This window comes from Paenibacillus periandrae (genome assembly GCF_022458865.1).
Classification (GTDB): Bacteria; Bacillota; Bacilli; order Paenibacillales; family NBRC-103111; genus Paenibacillus_S; species Paenibacillus_S periandrae.
Genome location: NZ_JAJNMU010000030.1, coordinates 88,041 through 110,047, shown reverse-complemented (window position 1 = coordinate 110,047; position 22,007 = coordinate 88,041). Strand labels below are relative to the sequence as shown.

Sequence of the window (22,007 nt, the reverse complement as noted above, 5' to 3'; positions counted from 1 at the left end):
ACCGTATAGGTTTCCCCGTTTTGCGGGCGGGTCACCCAACATCGCCGCCACCTCTGGTTCACTGCATTCCGGGCTGGACTTTGCCTGCAGGCCCTTCGAATTCCCTCTCGCAAGGGACACCCTGCCATTCCTACCCCTCTGGAGTCGGACCTCTACTTCGGCTACGGCACTTTAAAGGGTAAAGTTACCGAGTGGATTTGAACCACTTAGATTGTGCGACTGTGAGGCGCACCGCAAAAAAGACTGCTATTATAAGCAGCCTTTGTACTTAACTGGGATTATCCTGTTCGTTATTTCCTTGCAATTATCATGAAGCGATTCGAATTCGTCCTTATTCCTTGCGCGGTTTGATTGTCAGCTATAAATTTCCGAAGGATGTTGAAATCATCATCACTTGCCCCAAAATCGGGAATAATCGGAGTGTATTTTAAAAGAAATACCAAATCTTCATACGATTCGTAATATTCCGCTGCATCGTATTCATAGAACTGAATTTCCGTAAAGCCAGCCCTTGCTAACTCTGAAAGGTATTTGTCTTTTAAAATCCCTTCATCAGCTCCAAATTGCTGTCCTCTGCCAAACGCTTGTTTTATGTTAAATTTATCGTTATTACATACTTGCTGGGTGAGAAACCAACCCTCTTGTACTAAAACTTTAGCTACCTCCTCTGAACAGAAAGGCGAATGCTGACAAGTTACCATATTAAAAAAGTTAGCAGGGAACTCCAGATTTGCTGCATCCATCTGCAGGAAGCGTACATTGGATTTCCTGGACTTGTACAAATTAGCAGCAGCCGTTTGCACCATACCATTCGAATTGTCGATGCCTACTAGCAGCAGAGCAGATTCGGAGATGGATAACAATCTTTCACCTCCACCAGTCCCGATATCCAGCAGTAAATCAGACTTCTTACATCTTCGGGCAACTTCACTGTAAAAATCCCACTGCTTTCCCTCGGATACCACCCTCAGCTGACTAAAATCCCAACCGTTTAATTTTCCAACCTTATCATAAAAGTTCTTATATTCCAAAGGGTTCATACGTTGTTTCCACCTTTTTAAATGAGATTGAGATAATAAAAGCCAAAGACCGACACCATTCAAAGTTGACGTTTTCATTAGACCAAGAGGGCAAACAATCCCCTTGGCAGCTGGTACGCGTTTTACTCCAGCCCGAAAACTAATTACTTCGAACGATACGGAAGGACATCCATTTCACCTCATATAGAAAGATATCCCAATTATAACGATGAACTTATCGACATTCAAGGGAATCAAATAACTTAAGCAGGGTTGTCCCATCCCAACAGCAAAAAACGCCTTCAATGAACATGAAGGCGGGTGGTTCGAGAATTTAGTAAAGGAACGCGCCGGTAATGATTACCAACAAAATAAACAATACAAGAATCGCACCTGTAGAAGTGCCAAAGCCATAGCCGGCACAACTTCCACCAACTCCGAGTGCACCCATTTCTATCCCTCCTTCCGACTTCCATACTGTAGGTTATGCTAGGCAAACGTCATGTGACTGGACGCTTTAAAAATGTTCAGAAAAACACATCTTATTCAGTCAAGGCTTGTGATTTTTTACGCTTTTCTTTTAATAAAAAGGTTAACGGAATAGCAACTACACAAATGATAGTAGCCGTCATAAAAACATCCTGTACCCCCAAGGTCATCCCCTGCTCTCTCACGAGCTGGGCACCTGCAGACGCTCCTTCACTCAGCTCTTTCTGGTGAGTCAACGATCTGGCCGCGAGCAAGGAACTGAAAACCCCAATGGACAATGCCCCTGTAGCTTGACGCACCCAGTTCGTCACGGACGAAGCGTGTCCTGAATTCTCCTTGCGAATAGCAGACATCCCTGCATTCATAACTGGCATAAATGCCAACGCAATCCCCACATAACGAAGCGTCATCCAGGCAGACACATACACATGAGTAGCCTGGAGCGAGATATGACTTAACTCCCAGGTCGATACGATCAGCAATACAATACCACTTAGAATCAGCCAGAAAGGACCTATCTTAGTATACAGCTTTCCGACAATAGGGGAAAAGAAAGCCATAACCATGGAACCAGGCAGCAGCACCAAAGCCGTGTTCAAAGCTGTCGATTGCTGAATATCCTGCAGAAACACTGGAATTAAAAAGGTGCCTGAATATAACGAAGCCGTAATAATGCAATTAATAATTAAGCTGTACGTAAAGCGGTTGGTATGGAACACGCGCAGGTTGAGCAACGGTTCTTTCAAGGAAAGCTCGCGGCGAATGAAATATACCAAAGTCGCTGCACCAACGATCAGAAACGATAAGGTTTTCCAGGAGGTCCAGCCCCAGCCATTCCCTTCGCTAAAAGCAAGAATAATGAAAGAGCTGCTAACAAGGACGGTAATAAAACCCGGTAAATCGAATGTATTTGACTTGCTTGCTCGTTGAAAAGGAAGGCACTTGAAAGCAACCGTAATCGCGATAAGTCCTATTGGTAAATTCAGTAGAAATAAAGATCTCCAGCCAAAGTATTCAGTTAACCAGCCTCCCAGAGTCGGTCCGAAAGCCGGTGCCAGCATGGAGGATAAGCTCCATAGGCTCATCGCAAATGCCTGTCGGTCTTTTGCAATAAATTGGTAGACCATCGTCATAGTTGTGGGAATTATTAATCCGCTGAATACCCCCTGCACTATGCGAAACAACACCAACGATTCGATATTCCAAGCGATCGTACATAAAACTGAGAATAATGTGAACCCGGTTAAGGCAAATATATATAAACGCTTATAGCTCCACCGATCGCCAAAATAGCCGACAACTGGAGCGACGACCCCTGTAGCCAGCAAAAATCCGGTAATCATCCATTGAACCATGCCGAGCTCAGCGTGAAAATCTTTCATAAATATCGGAAAGGCAACATTGATTGTTGTCGAGCTAAGCATGGACATGAAATTTCCGAAAAAAATAGCTAAAATAATGAACCAAAACGATGCATTGCCAGCTGTCTTGTTGGCCACAATATCCTCCACCTTCTAACCACCATGTTTACATGATACAGAATCGATACAACCCTGTATTCTTCAACATAGTGTTAATATAATCGGCTTTATTTGTAAGTAGTTGTATGATACAATCATCTTATGTACTTGTATTATACAACTACATATCCAAATGTCAATGCCATGTAAAGGAATGATGTATTGATGCTAGAAAAGGATCTCGAATTGATCGATTATGAATTGGTTGTGCTTATCCGCCGCACCTCGCTGGACAAGGAGCTAGGAGGGCTCGATCGATCGACCTATACGCTGCTTACACAGTTGTCCATGAATGGACCCGTAGGTGTTAAGGCGTTAGCTGACGAATTTCGTTTGGACATATCCACGATAAGCAGACAAACGACTCTTTTGGAAGCCAAAGGATATGTGCAGCGGATGCCCGATCCAACGGACGGAAGATCCAGTTACTTTCAAGTTACGGAATCAGGTATGCTGAAAGTTATGGAGGCCAAAAAAGCCCGGCTAGCCCGGCATGCTCAACTATTCAAAAACTGGACTGATGAGGAGCGCCAAAAGTTCGGGGAGCTGCTGGCAAGATTAAATCGGACGTTTGTTGAGTGAGTAATAACGTTGCACCTAACGCCATATCCTATGAATCAGATTTAGAACATGATCATTTACTTACAGAAGCGGTCAGCGGCGAAGACGGGACGGCAGAACTATACCTTGAAAACCCAAGAAAATTGGCTTGTGTCTTAGGTGAAACTTTGAAAATGCTGCTTTCCCTTCCTGCCGAGGGCTGCCCTTGCCCTGCCTCGCGGCAAGCTCCTCTTCAATCATCAGTCACCTCTGGAAAATCGCATTAAACAATCATATTATAATTTAATTGAAGCTCGTCACCCGGATAACCTCTGATCCCCCAATTCAATTTAGGAGTCTCAAAAATTGTGATTTCTAAATCCTGTGCATATACACTTTCAGCATCGTTTATTTTAAAGGGGGAAGGTGTAGAATAAATATAGTTGACAGTTCTTTTTTATGGCAGTATATTATTGTTTACTAATCCTATCGAATAGGTAGGTTATAAAGGGGTGAACGATGTGAAAAACAATTTACTTGATGCTATTCTAACCAATTGGATCAGCCTGCTGGTCTCTGTCATACTGATCGGTCTGCTTTACCTGCTAGCCAGAAAGCGGGTTAATTTCGGATACAGGGTACTGTTAGCACTTGGACTTGGGTTGATTGCTGGAATATTTTTTCATGCATTCAAAATCGATGCTACAAGTGTGGGAACCATCGGGACGATCTATGTCAATTTAGTCAAAATGCTCGTTATTCCCTTAGTATTCGTTCTAGTTATTACAAGTATCACGTCGATTTCCAGTCTTGGACAGCTTCGCAAAATCGGTATTAAAACGATCTCCTTATTTTTAATTACTACCGGTATTGCCGCGGTGATCGGTTTGCTGGTTGCTCTGGCCCTCGATCCAGGTGCAGGCATATCACAATCCATACCGTCCAGCTTTAAGCCACGGGATATTCCGACATTTTCTCAGGTTATTCTGGACCTGATTCCAACCAATCCGATCAGTGATATGGCTGGTGGTAAAGTTGTACCTGTACTCGTGTTTGCTTTTTTTGTAGCCATAGCGATTGTCCAAGTTGGAACAAAAAAGCCGGATGTCGTGAAGCCTGTCAAGCAGGTGATCGAATCGCTAGCTCAAGTTATGCATCAGGTAACCAAGTACATCATTCGCCTGACACCCTATGGCGTATATGCGCTTATAGCGACTATGGCTGCCAAATACGGTCTGGAGACGTTAGCGCCATTAGCTAAAGTGATTGCTGCAACCTATGTGGCGCTGATTATTCATTTTATTCTAACGTTCGGCGGTTTGGTTACTTTTGTCGCCAAGGTGAATCCAATTAAATTTTTCCGCAAGGCTTATCCAACGATTGCGATTGCATTCACAACACGCAGCAGCTATGTGACGCTGCCGGTCAATCTGGAGGTCATTACGAAACGGTTGCGTGTATCCCCTCGAATCGCAAGCTTCGTGGCACCGCTTGGGGCTACGATGAATATGAACGGCTGCGGCGGCGTATGGCCAGCTGTAGTTGCAGTCTTCGTTGCACGGGTGTACGATATTCCAATGGGTATTCCCGAATATGTGCTGTTGGTGTTAGTCAGCATGATTTCCTCAATCGGGGTAGCAGGAGTACCCGGTCCAGCGTCGATTTCGACAACAGTAGTGTTAACAGCGTTAGGACTGCCTATCGAAGGCTTAGGACTTGTGCTCGCCATAGACGCTGTGGTCGATATGGGCCGGACTGCGGTGAATGCAACAGGAACGACTGTTAGCGCTCTGTTAGTGGCTGATTCTGAAGGCGAATTCGACAGAGAGTCATTCAATAGGGATGAAGAGGATCAATTGGAACTTAATCATGCTTGATTGGATGATATCATGAAGGGAGGGGCTGTAATAAGCCGCCTCCTTTTTTTGGGTGTCCCCCTACAACAAGCTTTCTAACTTAACTCTTTAGTGCCGTCCAGCTTAATGGCCGTAAAGCTTGGAACCCCATTCCTCACAGCTACCCATATGATATGATGAAATTCGTCCAACCCATGTTTATGCTTGTTGGCTCCAGTTCTCCCCATTTGAATATGTTGATTTCCAGCTATCTTCTCAACCTCCAGCTTATGAAAATGTCCGGCGAGCATTGTATATGGTCTTGAATTCAAGGCTTGGACCGTTCGCTCGAATACGGTACCATCCGTTTTCCAGATCGGTCGATGTGTCATGACAAAGGTCCAATCTACATCTTGATGCTCATTAAGTACTTTTTCGATAAATGCAAACTGTTCCTCCCCAATGCACGGCTTTGGGTGATGTGCGCTTGGCTCTTGTGCCTGCTGCTTGGAAATGTTAGACAGCAGTGCCTGAATCACCTCTTCAGCTTTTTCCGGTTCACGCTTGCTAAGTATTTCTGTCTCCCTAAATGCAAGCTCAAGTTCAGGGGAAAGTGAATGCTGCGGTTCTTCCGTATTTAAAGCCAAAAATAAAACATTCCCATAACGAAAGGCATAATAATCCATTCCCTTCCGTTCCTGCCAAACCTGCTTCATAACCACACTACTATAATCATGATTGCCAGCAATCGGTAAGAACGGCAATCCTGTACTTTTAATATGGGTCTCAAGCTCGTCCCATTCACGATGAGCGCCCTCTGCGTGCTGCCAGTATCCTTCAATCAAATCGCCAACTGCAACGATAAAATCTGGGTTCATATTTTTGACCAACCCTAATGCCTCTTCAAACACTCCTTCAATTGCAAAACCGGTACGATCCCCCATAATAACAAACTGGAAATCATTGGATGAAGTCTGTGGTAATTCTCCTACCCACGGTCGCTTGTCTGTTTGAAAAAGCTGATCATCATAAAACATTTTCATTTATAAAATCTCCTCTTTAGGTTATTTTTGGGCGTCTAGTAATTGCTGTACCTGTTTCGCTGCCGACTTCACTGCATCCTCTGGTGTGATAGAAACATCCATCAGAGCCTTTTTGATTTCATCCTGAATTTTTATCGATATTTCCTTGTATCCTTTCATTGTTGGCCTTGAACGTGCAAAATCAAGCTGATCATATGCAACGCGATATTGTGGTGTTTTAGTCCATAACTGCTTAATTCGCTCACTTTCCTTTGCTTCCTTTGTCACGGGGATATACCCAGTAACTTCGCTCAATTGAGCCACATTTTCTTTTTGCGCAAGCCACTTAATAAAATCCACGGCTGCTTTCTTTTCCTGTGTTGATGACTTTGCTAGAACCGTCAGATTGGAGCCAGTTGTGCTCGCTGCATACTGCTGACCTGCCGGTAGAAAACCTACACCAAGCTCGAATTTATCCTTTGCACCCTCAAGCATAGTAGGCAATGTAGCCGATGTTGTAAAAATGATTGCGGCTTTCTGTGAGATGAAGTCGTTAATCGCGGATAAATGCGCATTTGATTCCTGACCGGACGGTATTTTCATGGAGCCGTTCTTGATCATGTCTTGATATAATCTGACTGTAGCGTAGCCCGCTTCGTTGTCGAAAGCGACTTGCTTTTCATCTGGCGAGAACATTTCACCTTTTTGCTGAAATACACCATCCTCGAAAAAGATCACGTCAATTGGCATCTCAAAACCGACAACCGATTTGTTTTTATCAGTCGTTTTTAAAGCAAATGATTTCAGCTCCTCCCAATTTTTCGGGCCTGCATCTGGAAGCCCTGCGTCACGCAGCATATTCTTGTTGTAGTACATGACAAAAGTACTTCGATAAAAAGGTATTCCGAGCAATTGATCCTTGATTAAGGCATTATTCAACATACCTGGATGAAAAGCAGCAATCTCTTCTTTTGAAAAATACGTTTTTAAATCGTCCAATGCACGGGATAAACCGAATTCCGACGTTTGCGTCGTAGCAAGCATCGCTATGGCTGGCTGATTACCCGCAAGAATGGCGGCTTGCAGCTTGGTGGCAAGTGCACTGCCATCGCCTAAGTTCACTCCAGTTACTTTGACGTCGGATTGTTCGGAATTATATTTGCTGATCATATCCTCTGTTGCTTTGCTTAGCTGAGCGGCTTGTGCATACCAATATTCAATTTTGGTCACGGAAGCAGCTGTATTTTCGGATTTGGTACCTCCCGAGCCTGCTTTATCCCCTGCTGTGTTATCTGTCTTGTTGTTTCCTGCACACCCGGCAATCGATAGTACTGTCACTAAGATAGTTAAATTTAATAAAAGCTTCTTCATAAAGTTCTCTCCTCGTATAGTTCAGTTATCTATTTGATGCCGCTGTAGGTAAAAGCGGACTTGATGTGTTTGCTCGCAAACAAATAAATCATAAATATCGGCGCCACAAGAATAACGTTACCAGCCATCAGTAATTGCCAATGCGTACCCTCGGTATTGGTCAATTTGATCATTCCAACCGTCAAGGTATGAAGCTGCTCGCTGCTCGTCATGATTAGCACCCAAAATAAATCGTTCCAGTGTGTGATAAATAGCAGCAAAGTGACGGTAACTATGATTTGCTTGATCATGGGAAGCAGCATACTCAACACAAGCCTTCCTTCTGACAGCTGCTCCAACTTTGCCGCATCGATAATGTCATCCGGTAATTGCTTAAAGGATTCGGTCAACAGAAAAATGGCAAATGGCGAAACCATATAGGGGATCGTCAATGCTGCATATGTGTTAATCCAGCCTAACTCACTGAGCAGCAGGTAGATCGGAATGATCACAACCTGCATCGGAAGCATCATACCCGCAAGTATCATGGCGTACACGATTTTAGATCCCTTAAACCGTCTTCGTGCGAACGCATAAGCAGCTGGTATTGCGACAATCAATTGGAGAGCGGTGGTTAGTATGGCAACGAGAAAGCTGTTAAACACATAACGGGGAAAAGGTCCCGTTTTCCATACGTCCAAATAGTTCTCAAACTTCAATTGCTTCGGGAAAAACGATGGTGGAAAAACCAGCGTCTCCGGCAGCGTCTTAAAAGAGGTAACAATCATCCAATAAAACGGGAACAAATAGATCAGTCCGACCGCCAGCAACAAGAGTAACCCTGCCGCTTCTGGGAGGTTTACACCAAATACGCGTTTGCTCATTTTTTGAACCGCCTTTAGTTTAATGATAATGAACACGGGAGCGTAGTATCAGGAAGTTCACAATCGTCACAATGGACACAATCACAAACAGGATCACAGCTCCAGTCGAAGCCTCACCAAATTTATAAAATTCGAATCCCGTTTGATAAATCCAATAAACAAGCACATTCGAGGAGTTGGCAGGTCCTCCGCTTGTCAAAACTTTGACGGAATCGAATACTTGTAGAGAACTGATGATATTCACAGTCAGCATAAAAAAGAGCGTTGGCGATAACAGCGGAATAATAATTCGGGTAACTATTCGGACTGGATTTGCATTATCCAAACGTGCGGCTTCTAGCACAGGTATCGGAATAGCGTGCATGCCCGCAATAATGAGCAAAATATTAAATCCGAGACTTTTCCATATGGCCACCAAAATCAATGACATCAACGAAGTGGCCGGACTATCGATCCATAGTAACGTGGGCAAGTGAAGCGATTGGAGTATCATGTTTAGTAACCCATAATCCTTATCCATCATCCACATCCATAATAAAGATATAGAAACTAATGGGATGATATGGGGCGTGAACACCGCAGTCTGAACAAATTGATGCAGCTTTCCCGGACGATTCAACAGAACAGCCAGTACAAGCGATAAAGTACAGGAAATAGAAACCGTAAAAAAAGAATAAAAGAACGAATTTCGTAAAACCTGCAAAAAATCTTGTGATTGTGCCAAACTCAAATAGTTCTGTACGTCAACAAACTTCCACGTATTGCTTAGCAGATCAACTTTGTAAAGACTTAGATAAAATAAGTAAATAACAGGATAAACCGTAAACACGAGACACCCGATCAATGCAGGCAAGATGTAAAGAAAGGGTCTGTAATCGATACGATGGCTCCGAGTCAAATGTATTCTCTCCTTTGCTGTAAGGGTTATAAGTCAAGTCGATTAAATGTCGGTGAGGAGCATATCTTGAAGCTGTACCCTATTCGAACCTGTTAAACCGACCGCTTCTTCCAAATAACGGTCAAAGTCCCCGTAACGCTTATGGATTTCATCGAACGCAGCCTGAAGGTACTCTTGTCTTGCTTGCATCACAGCCCACAGAACATCCCAATCCGCTTCTTGCGCAAGCTTCGGTTTAATGAATGCAAGAGTTTGTAGATCGACTTCTTCTCTGAACGTATTGGTGAGTAGATAGTCCTCCATAATGGTTTGCTCCGGGACACCTAAAGCCAATAGAACTATCGCCGACCCGAAGCCTGTGCGATCCTTTCCGGCGGCGCAATGCTGTACCATTGGCAGGTTGCCGGGTGTTAATAGAAGTTCGAACAAAATGGCAAATGACTTCGTAAAATCGGAAACATACCGCTGATTGGCTAAAGTCAGCATTTCGCCCGTTGGGCCCAGCAAATGAAGCTTGTCCATGGCGATCATGTCCATATAGTTCATTCGTGAACGATGCCTTGGAGATTTCACTTCAATAGGAATTCCAATTTGCTGAGCATCCCCGATTGATGGATTGGGTTTCAATTCCGCCTCGTATTCAGCTCGGTAATCGCAAATCATCTTCAATCCGCAATACTGCAGGTATAGTCGGTCGGCCTCGGTCAAACCAATCAGTTCTTCTGATCGATAGAGCATTCCCCATTTAATATAACGCCCATCAACTGTTTCATATCCGCCCATATCCCGAAAGTTTATGGAGCCTTGAAGCGGTAGTCTCCTTTCAGCTGTAATTCGTGCTCCACCGTGTTCAGACTTCAGTTTAAAATAAGATCGTCGTCCCGGATTCGGGTCGTCGAATGATAATGATGAGACACCTATAGCTGTTTCATCCAATTCTTCATTCACATCAATTGGCGACACCCCTGTAAAAACCTTCACTTTTCCCAATGCCATTTCCTTGTCCCATTGAATGTGCATTCGGTTTCCAATACGATTTACTTCTACGTTTGATATTTGAATCTCCATTACTTTTGTTGAACCCCTCTCTTATGTATCCATTAATGTATACATATAAGTGTACAATTCATTTGTTAAATGAATATCATCGTTTAATGAAGAATTTATTAATGAAATTGCCGCTCCGAGCAATCGGCTCAGATTCGTTTTTTATTGCAACATCGAGTCAAACCGTGTAGAATTCTAGTGAGATAAAGCTGAAGGGAACATTTTGACAATGCCCAAATTATCCTTAGAATCTATTGCCTATACCAATATTCGCCAAAAGATTATCTCCTGCGAATACTTGCCTGGAACAGTATTATCCGAAAACGAGCTTGCCATTGAATTTAATATGAGTCGCACTCCAATACGGTCCGCGCTCTCTCGCTTGGAATCAGAGGGATTTATCGTATCCTTCAACAAACGGGGCATCCTGGTGAAGGATATCTCTCATAAAGAACTCGTACACATCTATGAATCGATTTTGGCTCTGCAATTGTACGTGCTGGATCAAGCTGTATTGCGTCAATACACGTTCGATGAAAAGAAGTTGAAATCATATCTAGACATACAAATAGAAGCCAGCCGAAATAATGATTATAAGGTATACATTGAAAATTCTGTTTTGTTCAGACGAACTGTCATTTCTGCAGCAAACAACGATACGATGCTGAATATGATCGATTCCTACAAAGACAAGGTCATAATGAAATCATTGCTTCATTGGAAACAAACACCCCATCTGCAGCACTACTCTGCAAATCGAATCAATCAATCGGTATACGAATCAATACTTAAAGGGAATTTCGGAGAAGCCAAACAATCGCTGATCGAAGCGTTTGAAAAGATCCTATATCGGACTGCGATGGATGTTCCGGGGTTTGATAGCTAAAGCAAGTGCACCCCTTAGCATACACATTGGATTAAACTCAAAGTTTATCCGATGCGTGCTAAGGGGTGCATTTTTTGTTAGAGGTAGATTAGCCTATCTGTCATAACGCAGCTACCATTCGAGGATAACTCCCAGACTGGGCTCACTCTTGCCAACAATCAACTGCCATGCCTCGTCAGCACGATTCACGGGAAATCGATGCGTCACGAGTGCACCCGTCTGCAGCCATTGGTCACGAATCCCGTCGCGCGCTGCATCCATACGCTCCTTGGTCCAACCAGCAGGTGCATGCAATGTAATCTCTTTGTCACGAAGCTTCTGGATATCAATCTTTCCTGACAATCCATAAAAGCCTGCGGACACGAAATGAGCGTTTCGTCTAAATGGTTGAAAGCATTGCTCGACGGTAGTCAAATCACCTACGGTATCCACGAGGACAGAGATTCCGTCAGAACCAGCAAAATCACTTACAGCTTCCGTGAAAGAACATAATCTCGTATTAATACCGACAGCCTTGTCCGGCAAATACCGCAAACGCTCATCATGACGTCCCAGTACCATTACCCGCGCCCCGCGATTCAGCAATGTTTGCACTGTCCATTGGCCTACCAGGCCATCCCCGATAACAACGACACAGTCGCCATTCCTCACAGATGCTCGCATTCCACAGTTATACCCGACCTGGGTCAGAACAAGACCGCAATAATCGATGGAGTTCGCCCCTTCAGGAAGCTTCCACACCTGATCTGCAGCAGTTACAGCAGGGTTGATATGGCCACCGTAAGGGTTAAACATGCCCGTCACTCTGCTGATGGTAGCAAATACACGGTCACCAACCTGCAACCCCGACACCTCGGAACCGATCTGCCGGATTACACCTACCTTCTGATAACCAGCAACAATCGGAAATGGCCAGGCTGCATTGGAATGGTATGGCGTATCCCCGGCAATGCGCTCTCCGCGCAGAAAGGACGATTCGGTCCCATTACTGATCCAGGAAACCTCCACATCAATAACAACCTCATTATGATGCGGTTCCGGAATTTCCACCTCCTGAACAGACACCTTCAATCGATCCGTAAAAACGACTGCTTTTCCTATCATTCGACTGCTCCTTTCTGGCTGTCATCCCCTAGTCCATCGGAGATAAAGTCAGTACCCGGATAAAAATGCACTTTAATCGCGGTTTGCGATTTCAACAATTCAACCGCTTCCTGATACTGTGTAAATGGAACATGATGCGTTTGAATGCATTCCATGTTCAGGCCTTTACTGGACACAGCATCGATCAACAATTCCCGATCACGTTCATTGAAGCGACGGTATTGATAGGATTCAAGCTTCATGCCTTTGAACCACAAATGATCCTCGTACTGCACCGTACCTTTCAAAACGCCGAAAACAACGACATGGCGATCGACGATACGAAGCAGATTTTGCACAGACGGAGCCGCGCCCACACAGTCGTATCCAAGATCAAAGCGTCGGCTGCCAATCTCGTCTGGGTGCATAGCTTCTCCGATTCCAAGCTCGTTCACATAACGAATGCGTTCTATGCTTAGATCAACTCCAATGACTTCAGATGCGCCCCAGATTCGCGCCATTTGCAGAGCAAGAATACCTGCTGGCCCGAGTCCGGAGACAACAATCGATTTGCCGCGTAAATCACCGAGTTGCAAGAGTCCGATCATCACACATTTCAGCAGTTCGAACGATACCGCCTGCTTGAACGAGATCGAATCCGGCAGCTTGATCAGCTCATGCTCACGGTAACATAAATATTCGGCATAAGCACCATTTCCTGCTATATGCTCAAGCGACGCGACGCGATCACCCACTTGATAGCCAATCACACCGCTGCCTACCGCTTTTACAATGCCTGCCGCCTCATGCCCTGGCCATCCCGGAAGAAGAGGATATTCGAGAGCTTTGGAAGCATCGAACATATCCGTTCCTCCCATCATGTTTAAATCCCAACGTGGACACGTAGCTACGATTTTAATTTGCACCAGTATTTCATGATCCTTGACTTGAGGCACATCCACATTAATGATTGTATACTGACCGGGGCCAATAATTTGCAGCATTTTCATTTTCGTACTCATTGGTACAATCTCCCTCTCTCATCGCTTGGATATGAGTTTAGTTTATAGGGAAATACTGGCATTGTCTTTGCATAATGTATTTGACTACCTGTCTATTGTCATAAATTATTTCCGTTATGCGATAGGTCTTCCCTGCGAGTATTTGCACAAAATCGACTTTTTTGCTAAAACTCAGAGCAATGATTAAGGTACCTGCCTTTCAGCTAAACAGCTTCTCCGCATCTTCGAGTGCCACAGAAACTTGAATTCATTAAATCCCCAGCTAATCCTGCGACTGCTCATTGATAGCTCTGAGGGGAAATCAGATTTTTTATTAAAAAGGATGAACTAAAGTTTCAATATATATGGACGGTTTGCCTGTTAACAATGGAACAGATTCTGTCGGCCCTTTCCTCAAGATGTTGTCAAAGACTTAGTTGTTTAACCGAATTTAGAAAGCCAAAAACATCCCGAACCGACTGCAGCGCTTTGGCGCCAGCCGTTGGTCAGGGATGTTGTTGCTATTATTTGAATTTGTGTACTGAGCGAGCAAGCTGCTTAATCTCTAACCGAGAAGTGGATTAATCTCTCTCAATCAGCAATCGGATGCATCCGAACGTGTGACGCTATTCTCCACCTGAACCAACTTCGACCTCGCAAGTCGGTTGGATTCGATATAATTGCCCATTCGGGCCACAACCATGGAGATGAATACGGTAAAAACAATGAGTCCATAGAACCCGGCGCCGATTCCAATACCAACACCGCCTACAAATAAGATCATAGCTGCTGAAGTTAATCCCTTCACTTGAAAGCCGTCCTTTAGAATAACACCAGCCCCCAGAAATCCAAGGCCAGCTACAATTTGAGCCGCCAAACGCATGGGATCCATCATGGTCCGGTTCGTTTCCGAGCTATACTGCTCCACACTGTATATCGAAATAATCGTTAATAATGCGCTGGATACACAAACATACATGAATGTTTTAATACCAGCCGGTTTATTTTTGGTTTCACGATCCAATCCAATAATAAAGCCTACAAAAGCACTCATCAAGATGCGTACATACATTTCAAAATGAGTTACCGAAAATACGTTATGCCACATTTCGATCAATTCCAGTCCCATCCTTCAATCCGTAACCGCATCCCTATGAATAGCGTCTTCAGGAGGAAGCAGCCGGTCTACATAATAAATACTTGCCAATCGGTTAGGCGTAAAATTGGAGGCGAAACCAAAACTTAATTGAGCGTTCTCCGGTTGTGTGGAATTTGTAAGATGAATGCCGAGTCCTTCCGGTTCTCTGAATGAGAGCGTATCTCCTGCTGTTATGAGCTGCTTGTCAATCACATCTCCCGTGTTTAAATCTACAGCTGTGATGTACGTATTCCCGATAGGCGCAACCGAACCGGCTGAACCGTAAGAGCTGCCTTCAAGAAGGTACAAATACCCGCCGTAGGAAGCAAATCCTTGGAAGGTGCCAACCGGCGGTTGAAGAACGTCAGCCAAGGGAGTGTAGTGGTTCTTTTTAATTTCTTCCAGCTCATACACGCCAAAATGGAATACACCATTAAGACGATAACGCAGGGTCAACAAACTATTAGCCGGATCAATATTGACCGTCGTCCGATCTGCGCCATCCACAGGGCGATATTTTTCAATATCCGGCGATTCTGTGCTTAGAATCTTACCGTTCTCGAATGCGAATCTGCCAATTTGCGTTCCCCAGCCGCTGCTGCCCTCTTTTACAGAATCCGTTTCTGTCCATAAATAGACTGCTTCGCCCACTGTTTCCACACCGATCTGAACTCCATGACCGAACCCTTTCAGGTACATATAGCCAAGCTTATTACCCTGCATGTCTAGCTGCGTTAATGCCAAATCCCCGTTTGCATCTCTGTTTGCTCCGTTAACCACAGCGTTCTCTCCCGGCAGCTGCTGACCGCCTGCCATTAATTGAACCACATAAATATGCTGATTTACATTATCGAAGGCGAACGATTGCATGACCGTGCCATCCTGCAGCGCTTTTTCATGAATCCATTCAGAAGCCGGGTCCGAAAGCACAAACATCTTTGAATTTACAACGTCGTGCTCTGCTCGGGTAGTCGCAGAAAACAATGGAAGCAGGCTTAATACTGCCGCTCCAATGATAATTTTCAAAAGATATTTTCTGTTAAATGCCCGACGAATTACCTGTTTCATGGTTCCAGTAAAAGATTTCATAGGTCACCTCTCTATTCTCTTATCAGGCCCCGAATCCGCATTGCAGGCCGCGGGTTGTTGCAGGTCATCAAAAATGCACCGCAACCTAATGCATAATAAACCTGTTGATCAATATCAGGGCAGTAGCACCACGGTTTAATACCCATATTTAAAAAGTCCTTGACGATCATTGGTGTCAGTAGCTTCATACTGATACCTGCCGCCCACATCTTGGAGTAGGTGCCGTCCGGTCCATTAACAAAATTAGACATCAACTCTGCAGGAAATCCCTGGGTTTTTAATTGGTACGTATCGTGGATATAAGCAATAATCTCCGCATCGAAGCTCGTGAAGACGCAGCGTGGAAGGTAGTCATACACCTCCAGCATCGCTACCGCTTTATCCGCAACCTCTATTGCATGTGGGCTCGGCTTAATCTCTACATTTAAGAGCACATCCGGATACGCAGCAAGCAGCCTGCATAGCTCTTCAAAGGTCGGAATCTTCAGTCCCTCGAATACAGGTCCAAACCAGGCTCCCGCATCCAACTGCTTAAGCTCAGCATATGTGTAGTCGCTTACTTGACCGAAACCATTCGTGGTGCGTTCCAAGGTTTCATCGTGTATGACCATAACAACACCGTCCTTGGATAGCCGGAGGTCAAACTCCAGCATATCCACTTCAGACTCAAGTGCTTTTTGAAAGGCAAGCAGTGTATTTTCAGGATAATCGGATTTTAATCCTCTATGTGCCGCTACAATGATGTCAGTATTGTTTTCAAGACGTTCAATCATGAGCAATTTCCCATCCTTCCACCTACTTTTTAATAATCCGTTCTGTTTCTTTCTTAAAGGTATCCAGAGTCGCTTCTATATTCTTGTTGTCATACATAATGGCCTGAATGGCTTTGTTGAATTCTTGATTAACCTGCGTCCAAGCTACATTCTTATTCGTATCGATCGCATATTGAAGCTGATCATAGGCTACTTTGCGATTCGGTTGTTTGGCCCAAAGATCCTTCATCTGTTGGGATTCCACCATTTTTTTAGTGAAAGGCAGATAACCTGAATCCAAAATGAATTGTAAGCCGCCTTGAGGATCGGTCATGGTCCAACGAATAAATTCCCATGCCGCCTCTTTATTTTTGGAATCCGACATTAATGCTACGTTGGCTCCTCCAGTAGGGTTCGCATACACTTGATCCATCGGCAGGAATGCCGTTACATAATCAAACTTCACTGAATCGGTTAAACTGCCGATGACACCGGTGGATTGGAACATCATACCGATCTTACCGCTGGTGAACATCTGATTGACAATGTTGCCTGAATCCTGTGCAGGTGGATAATACAGAGCGCCGGTGCCTTGCATATCCTTCAAAAATTTAAAAGTTTTTACACCTTCCCCATTATTAAATCCGACTGAAGTATTGGCATCATTAAAAAACTTGCCCTTGGCTTGGCTGATCATGGCAATTGGATACCAGGTGTCGTAAGGCATGCTGTACCCATAGCGCTTGAATTCTCCATTTTCTTTGATGACCAGAGCGTTGGCGACTTTATTCAATTCGTCCCACGTTTTTGGTACAGCGAGCCCTTTTTCATCCAGCATCGTCTTGTTTACATGTAAAATCGGGGTAGAACGGTTCAGTGGCAAGGATACTAGTTTCTTGTCAAAAGTCGAATGTCCCATAAGGCCGGCTGTAAAGTCATCACTGCTTAATCCCGACTTTTTAAGATAAGGATTCATGTCTTCCAGCACATCAGAATCAGCAAACATCTGCACATAAGCGCGTTCCAGCATCGCTACATCCGGTCCGCTTTTGGCGGCAACCGCCTGCTGAAGCTTGGTAACGGTTTCATCATAGGACCCCTGAAAGGTTCCAACCACTTCGATTTTGTCATGGGACGCGTTAAACCGTTTGATCATAGCATCGGTGTATTCACCGTTTTTGCCGCCTAAGGAATGCCAGAAGTGCACGGTGGTTTTACCACTCGTACCCGTCGGCGCCGGTGCAGTCGTTGAGGCCTGGGGATTGGTTTTCGGTTCCATGGTTTGCTGCGGTGGACCACCACTGCAAGCTGCAAGCAGAGTTGACAGCATCATTATCGACAATAATCCGGTGGAAAGCGTTTTCTTCATAGTGGATAACCTCCATAGGGTTCATAGTTTTCATATAAAACGTGATTCGGGCATCATTTGATCCCGGAATAAACAAAAGCTTTGACAATTTGTCTGGAAGTAAACAGATATACGATAAGAATAGGAACAACCAATACGACATTACCTGCCATGATAATGTGCCAGTTGCTGATTCCTTCGGTCTCCCTCAGCATGGCGATTCCCATGGTCAAAGGTCGAACCTGCGCCGAATCTGTCATGACTAATGGCCAGAAATAATCATTCCAATGACTGACAAAGCTGAATAAAGCAATCGTTGCTAAAGCTGGCATGGACATGGGAATCATAATTTTCCATATAATTTTCAATTCGCTGGCGTTATCCAATCGTCCTGATTCTATGATTTCCTGCGGAATTTGCATAAAATATTGGCGTAGCAGAAATATCCCAAATGCGTTTGCCATGAAAGGAATAATTTGCGGTAAAAGCGAGTTAATCACTCCCCAATCCGCCAGCATCAGGTATACAGGAATGAACGTGACCTGCCCGGGAATCATAAATGCCAGCAGAACCAGGGCAAATAACAATTCCTTCCCCACAAACTTGTACTTGGCAAAGGCATACGCGGCCGGTATCATCACAACTAATTGCAGAATAATGACGGACAATGTGACAACAAGAGAGTTTCTGGCGTAGGTCAAAAACGGTCCTGACTGCATCGCTTGCACAAAATTATTCCATTGCGGCCATGCCGGAATCCACGTTGGCGGAAACGTCAAGGTTTCCTGAAAGGTTTGCAGAGAGGTTGAAATCATCCATAGAAACGGGAATACAAACACCATCAAAATGGCAGCCTTACATATAAATCCTATTGTTCCCTTGACGAATTTTATATCATATGTCACCGATTACACACCTCCTTTGTCTGGATCATCTCGGCAGCTTATTGATAATGCACCTTTTTGGACAGCAGTCGGAAGTAGATAAACGTCAATATGGCAATGATCGCCATCAATACCACGCCTGTAGCCGAAGCGTAACCGATACTGTTCGTTCTAAATTCGTAAATATAGTAAACGAGTGTTGTAGTGGCATTATTAGGACCGCCTGCGGTCATAATTTTGACGGTATCAAACACCTTAAAGGAGCCGATCGTCATAATGATTAAAATGAAAAACAGCTGCGGAGAAATTAGCGGTAATGTGATCTTGTAGAAAATTTTGAACCTGCTTGCGTTATCAAGTGCAGCGGCCTCATAAATGCTGGGCGGTACGCTTTGAAGCGCAGCAACGATGATTAACGTATAGTAGCCGATATTTTGCCAGACCGACACAATAATCACAGAAAGCATAGCGGTACTTGAGCTCTGCAGCCAGGAAGAAGGCGGCAGGCCGATAGCCTTGAGCAGGAAGTTCAATATGCCGTGACTAGGCTCCATAAGCCACATCCACACCAGAGCGACAGACACGATGGAAATGATATGGGGAGTGAAGATACCTGCTTGCACAACCGCATTGAAGCGGGTCTTTTTGTTCAGCCAAATAGCAATCAGCATCGATAAAATCATCGTAAGCGCTACGACCCCTATGGTGTAGATAACCGTATTGGTTAGAGCGCTGTAGAAATCCTCGCGAGTGAATATTTGCGTGTAATTGTCAAATCCGATAAATTTGCTTTTATCCTTGTTCATCAGGTTGTATTTATAAAAGCTGAGTTTGATCAAATAGAACACCGGATATATGACGAACAAAATAATACCTGCCATAGCGGGCAAAACCATCACGTAAGGTCGAGTTGCTTCCCATATCCGTTTTTTATCCATAGCGCTGCCCTCTCAGCATGTTCATATAGTTGCCAAAACGAACATCATCCTCATCAATACGATTCTCATCTGCCCCAAAGAAAAAGAGCTTAGCCGCATCTACGCCAACATAAACCTCTTGATCAAAAGAAAACAAATCTTCCACACATTTGATCATAAAAGCATTCTCGCCGGTTTTAACCTGATAGATCGTTTCAGAGCCCAGCATTTCTCTTGTGGCTACCACGCCCCGCATGGAAAAATGTGAGTCTCCGGGTTCGGTGGTCAGCACTGCGCTCTCCGGACGAAAGCCAAACTTCACCCCGTCTACACCCAAGTCACCTACATTCATGGGTGGAACTCCGATAAATTGTGCTGCAAAAAGGTTACTCGGCCGACGGTAGATAACCTCAGGAGGTGCCTCCTGCTGGATTCGTCCGCGATTCATTAATACAATGGTGTCCGCCATCGACATCGCCTCTACTTGATCATGAGTGACATACACAAAAGTCGTACCGAGCTTTTTATGCATTTCAATGAGTTCAATACGCATCTGCACCCTCAATTTGGCATCGAGATTGGACAGCGGCTCATCCATAAGAAATACGGATGGTTTTTTGACCATTGCGCGGGCCAAGGCTACACGTTGACGCTGTCCGCCCGATAAGGTGGACGGTTTACGATCCAGGTAGTCAGACAACCCTACCGTTGAGCTGATGCTCTCTACTAATCGGGTTCTTTCCTCCTTGGCTACCTTATTGTTCTTCAGACCAAATTCAATGTTTTCCCTTACGGACATAGTCGGGTAAATGGCATAGTTCTGAAATACCATGGCTACTCCTCTTTGACCCGGAGCTATTCGTGTCACGTCCTTGCCGTTGATAAGCACTGATCCGGAAGTATGGGGATCAAGTCCGGCAATCATTCTGAGGAGCGTTGTCTTCCCGCAGCCTGACGGACCTACCAACACCGTGAACTTGCCGTCTTCAATTTTTAAATCGAGACCTTCAATAATAATATTTTTGTCAAATGACTGCGTTACTTGTACGAATTCAATAGATGCCAAGTGCAATCCTCCTCACCAATTATTCCATGACGTTAAATGATTGCGTTTACAATATGAAAAAGGATTTCAATTACCGTTATTAACAATTATTCCGATATGTGATACAATTCTTTATACGACTTTCACTGTGTCACCAGTGAAAGTCGAGGATTGTTTTTTTCCAGTCCCTGTGAGACATGGCAGATTCCATAGCACCAGCAAGGTCTTCTGCCGTGCTCACCACTGTATATTTCTCCGGAAGCAATTTTTTTAACGTTTCCTGACAATCTGTGTTTTCCATAACCTTCAGTACTTGTTTGAAATCACTCACCGAACTTCGGCTGCTGCCGTGAAGCGTAACTCCTTTTTCCAGCACATCTCTTGTATTGATCGGTACCAGGTCTTCGCTAACCCCCATCGCTATGAGGTGCCCCCCAGGCTTTAGAATATCGATCCCCTGATTGATAGCACTTTCGCTAAATCGCCCGCCTGTGCATTCGACCACAATATCGACTTTCTCACCAGATAAGAAATCGTAGTTCTGCACCATTTCTGTCGTTGCAAAAGTAAATTGGTCCACCTTTTCTTGTATGGCTCCAAAGACGACTAATCGGTCCCTATCGATTGAATACGCATGATGCAGCATAGCTGCAGTTAAATATCCGACTGGCCCATCACCGAAAACTGCGATGCGCGCCCGATCCAACAGGTGACTAACGCTTCTTAAGGCTCTGTAGGAAACGCTGCATAATTCCGCCAAAACGGCGATTTCGTCGGGTATGGAATCGGGAATCGGAATCGCGCACTCCTCAGGAAGCACCAATCGGCTTTGCGCAATCCCATCCGTACCGCTTCCCAGAAATTCAGAGTGATAACAATAGTTATCTTCAATCTCATTCCTGCATGCCGGACAACATTCCTCAGGTTCGATCCCTCGGAGTAAATATCCCGGTAAGTTCGGAACAATGAGCACTCGCTGACCTTCGGAGAGCTTGGTTGACTTACTTTCGACTACTGTGCCGATCCCTTCATGCAGTAAGGCCATCGGTAATTTTCTGGCCAATACCTCCGGCTTTCTCTGTCCACCAAAGTAACGCAGATCAGCGTGACATATACTCGCGATGGTTGGCTCCACGGCGACTTCATTCTTGCGGATTTCCCTTTCGACTACCAGTTCTTGAATCTCACTCGGCTTAGTTAAGCGTAGAGTTCGTGAATGTACGGTGCCGGTTATTCTGCTGACCACTAACTAAAACACCT

At 44.6% G+C, this 22,007-nt stretch carries 22 protein-coding genes and 1 pseudogene; 4 read left to right on the top strand and 19 right to left on the bottom strand.

All coding sequences use genetic code 11. From position 1 onward, the window contains the following. Positions 1 to 290: 290 nt before the first annotated feature. The 3 genes from LRL21_RS37305 to LRL21_RS37295 all read right to left on the bottom strand — a co-directional run bounded on the left by LRL21_RS37305 (position 291) and on the right by LRL21_RS37295 (position 3,007). Positions 291 to 1,040, bottom strand: coding sequence for a class I SAM-dependent methyltransferase (locus LRL21_RS37305; RefSeq protein ID WP_240420880.1), 750 nt, complete (start codon positions 1,038 to 1,040; stop codon positions 291 to 293). A gap of 313 nt (positions 1,041 to 1,353) precedes the next feature. Beyond that, complete coding sequence (locus LRL21_RS37300; protein WP_240420872.1) at positions 1,354 to 1,470, bottom strand: sporulation protein YjcZ; 117 nt, start codon at positions 1,468 to 1,470, stop codon at positions 1,354 to 1,356. 91 nt (positions 1,471 to 1,561) lie between these two features. Further along, the gene (locus tag LRL21_RS37295) at positions 1,562 to 3,007 is read right to left on the bottom strand and encodes an MDR family MFS transporter (protein ID WP_240420871.1); all 1,446 of its coding nucleotides are present in this window, start codon (positions 3,005 to 3,007) and stop codon (positions 1,562 to 1,564) included. 186 nt (positions 3,008 to 3,193) lie between these two features. Between LRL21_RS37295 and LRL21_RS37290 the strand changes: the two genes are divergently transcribed. Then, entirely contained in the window at positions 3,194 to 3,610 is a 417-nt protein-coding gene (locus tag LRL21_RS37290) for a MarR family winged helix-turn-helix transcriptional regulator (protein WP_240420870.1), read from the top strand. Then, the gene (locus LRL21_RS37285; RefSeq protein ID WP_240420869.1) at positions 3,607 to 3,855 is read left to right on the top strand and encodes a protein kinase family protein; all 249 of its coding nucleotides are present in this window, start codon (positions 3,607 to 3,609) and stop codon (positions 3,853 to 3,855) included. Before LRL21_RS37290 ends, LRL21_RS37285 begins: the two co-directional genes overlap by 4 nt. Here LRL21_RS37285 and LRL21_RS37280 read toward each other — a convergent pair. Beyond that, positions 3,852 to 3,953: pseudogene (locus LRL21_RS37280) on the bottom strand (tautomerase family protein); the annotation flags it as partial. The gene LRL21_RS37285 and the pseudogene LRL21_RS37280 sit on opposite strands and share 4 nt — an antisense overlap. Positions 3,954 to 4,089: 136 nt before the next feature. Here LRL21_RS37280 and LRL21_RS37275 point away from each other — a divergent pair. Continuing rightward, positions 4,090 to 5,445, top strand: a complete 1,356-nt coding sequence (locus LRL21_RS37275; RefSeq protein ID WP_240420868.1) for a dicarboxylate/amino acid:cation symporter — start codon at positions 4,090 to 4,092, stop codon at positions 5,443 to 5,445. Between the two features lie 74 nt (positions 5,446 to 5,519). Here LRL21_RS37275 and LRL21_RS37270 read toward each other — a convergent pair whose 3' ends face one another. The 5 genes from LRL21_RS37270 to LRL21_RS37250 are packed head-to-tail and all read right to left on the bottom strand — an operon-like array spanning position 5,520 to position 10,625. After that, positions 5,520 to 6,446 carry a metallophosphoesterase family protein gene (locus LRL21_RS37270; RefSeq protein WP_240420867.1) on the bottom strand — a complete coding sequence of 309 codons (927 nt, stop codon included), beginning with the start codon at positions 6,444 to 6,446 and terminating at the stop codon, positions 5,520 to 5,522. A 21-nt stretch (positions 6,447 to 6,467) separates the two neighbouring features. Beyond that, positions 6,468 to 7,796: an ABC transporter substrate-binding protein gene (locus tag LRL21_RS37265; protein WP_240420866.1), complete on the bottom strand. Its 1,329-nt coding sequence runs from the start codon at positions 7,794 to 7,796 to the stop codon at positions 6,468 to 6,470. A gap of 29 nt (positions 7,797 to 7,825) precedes the next feature. Next, positions 7,826 to 8,659: a carbohydrate ABC transporter permease gene (locus LRL21_RS37260; RefSeq protein WP_240420865.1), complete on the bottom strand. Its 834-nt coding sequence runs from the start codon at positions 8,657 to 8,659 to the stop codon at positions 7,826 to 7,828. A gap of 19 nt (positions 8,660 to 8,678) precedes the next feature. Further along, complete coding sequence (locus tag LRL21_RS37255) at positions 8,679 to 9,557, bottom strand: carbohydrate ABC transporter permease (protein WP_240420864.1); 879 nt, start codon at positions 9,555 to 9,557, stop codon at positions 8,679 to 8,681. A gap of 42 nt (positions 9,558 to 9,599) precedes the next feature. Then, positions 9,600 to 10,625 (bottom strand): tyrosine-protein phosphatase, encoded by a 1,026-nt coding sequence (locus LRL21_RS37250; protein WP_240420863.1) that lies wholly within the window; start codon positions 10,623 to 10,625, stop codon positions 9,600 to 9,602. 208 nt (positions 10,626 to 10,833) lie between these two features. Here LRL21_RS37250 and LRL21_RS37245 point away from each other — a divergent pair, with 208 nt between their 5' ends. Next, entirely contained in the window at positions 10,834 to 11,490 is a 657-nt protein-coding gene (locus LRL21_RS37245; RefSeq protein ID WP_240420879.1) for a GntR family transcriptional regulator, read from the top strand. Positions 11,491 to 11,601: 111 nt separating this feature from the next. Here LRL21_RS37245 and LRL21_RS37240 read toward each other — a convergent pair whose 3' ends face one another. The 10 genes from LRL21_RS37240 to LRL21_RS37195 form a co-directional block, all read right to left on the bottom strand. After that, entirely contained in the window at positions 11,602 to 12,594 is a 993-nt protein-coding gene (locus tag LRL21_RS37240) for a zinc-binding dehydrogenase (RefSeq protein WP_240420862.1), read from the bottom strand. Continuing rightward, on the bottom strand, positions 12,591 to 13,595 hold the full coding sequence (locus tag LRL21_RS37235; protein WP_240420861.1) for a zinc-dependent alcohol dehydrogenase: 1,005 nt from the start codon (positions 13,593 to 13,595) through the stop codon (positions 12,591 to 12,593). Before LRL21_RS37235 ends, LRL21_RS37240 begins: the two co-directional genes overlap by 4 nt. Positions 13,596 to 14,169: 574 nt before the next feature. Beyond that, positions 14,170 to 14,703, bottom strand: coding sequence for an MgtC/SapB family protein (locus LRL21_RS37230; RefSeq protein ID WP_240420860.1), 534 nt, complete (start codon positions 14,701 to 14,703; stop codon positions 14,170 to 14,172). 3 nt (positions 14,704 to 14,706) lie between these two features. Beyond that, complete coding sequence (locus tag LRL21_RS37225) at positions 14,707 to 15,738, bottom strand: phage baseplate protein (RefSeq protein WP_240420859.1); 1,032 nt, start codon at positions 15,736 to 15,738, stop codon at positions 14,707 to 14,709. A 74-nt stretch (positions 15,739 to 15,812) separates the two neighbouring features. Next, complete coding sequence (locus tag LRL21_RS37220) at positions 15,813 to 16,574, bottom strand: glycerophosphodiester phosphodiesterase family protein (RefSeq protein WP_240420858.1); 762 nt, start codon at positions 16,572 to 16,574, stop codon at positions 15,813 to 15,815. A 22-nt stretch (positions 16,575 to 16,596) separates the two neighbouring features. Further along, positions 16,597 to 17,922: an ABC transporter substrate-binding protein gene (locus tag LRL21_RS37215; RefSeq protein WP_240420857.1), complete on the bottom strand. Its 1,326-nt coding sequence runs from the start codon at positions 17,920 to 17,922 to the stop codon at positions 16,597 to 16,599. A gap of 53 nt (positions 17,923 to 17,975) precedes the next feature. After that, the gene (locus LRL21_RS37210; protein WP_144026634.1) at positions 17,976 to 18,743 is read right to left on the bottom strand and encodes a carbohydrate ABC transporter permease; all 768 of its coding nucleotides are present in this window, start codon (positions 18,741 to 18,743) and stop codon (positions 17,976 to 17,978) included. Positions 18,744 to 18,844: 101 nt separating this feature from the next. After that, positions 18,845 to 19,723: a carbohydrate ABC transporter permease gene (locus LRL21_RS37205; protein WP_240420856.1), complete on the bottom strand. Its 879-nt coding sequence runs from the start codon at positions 19,721 to 19,723 to the stop codon at positions 18,845 to 18,847. Then, positions 19,716 to 20,768, bottom strand: coding sequence for an ABC transporter ATP-binding protein (locus LRL21_RS37200; RefSeq protein WP_240420855.1), 1,053 nt, complete (start codon positions 20,766 to 20,768; stop codon positions 19,716 to 19,718). Before LRL21_RS37200 ends, LRL21_RS37205 begins: the two co-directional genes overlap by 8 nt. A gap of 130 nt (positions 20,769 to 20,898) precedes the next feature. Beyond that, positions 20,899 to 21,993 carry an alcohol dehydrogenase catalytic domain-containing protein gene (locus tag LRL21_RS37195; protein WP_240420854.1) on the bottom strand — a complete coding sequence of 365 codons (1,095 nt, stop codon included), beginning with the start codon at positions 21,991 to 21,993 and terminating at the stop codon, positions 20,899 to 20,901. Positions 21,994 to 22,007: the final 14 nt, after the last annotated feature.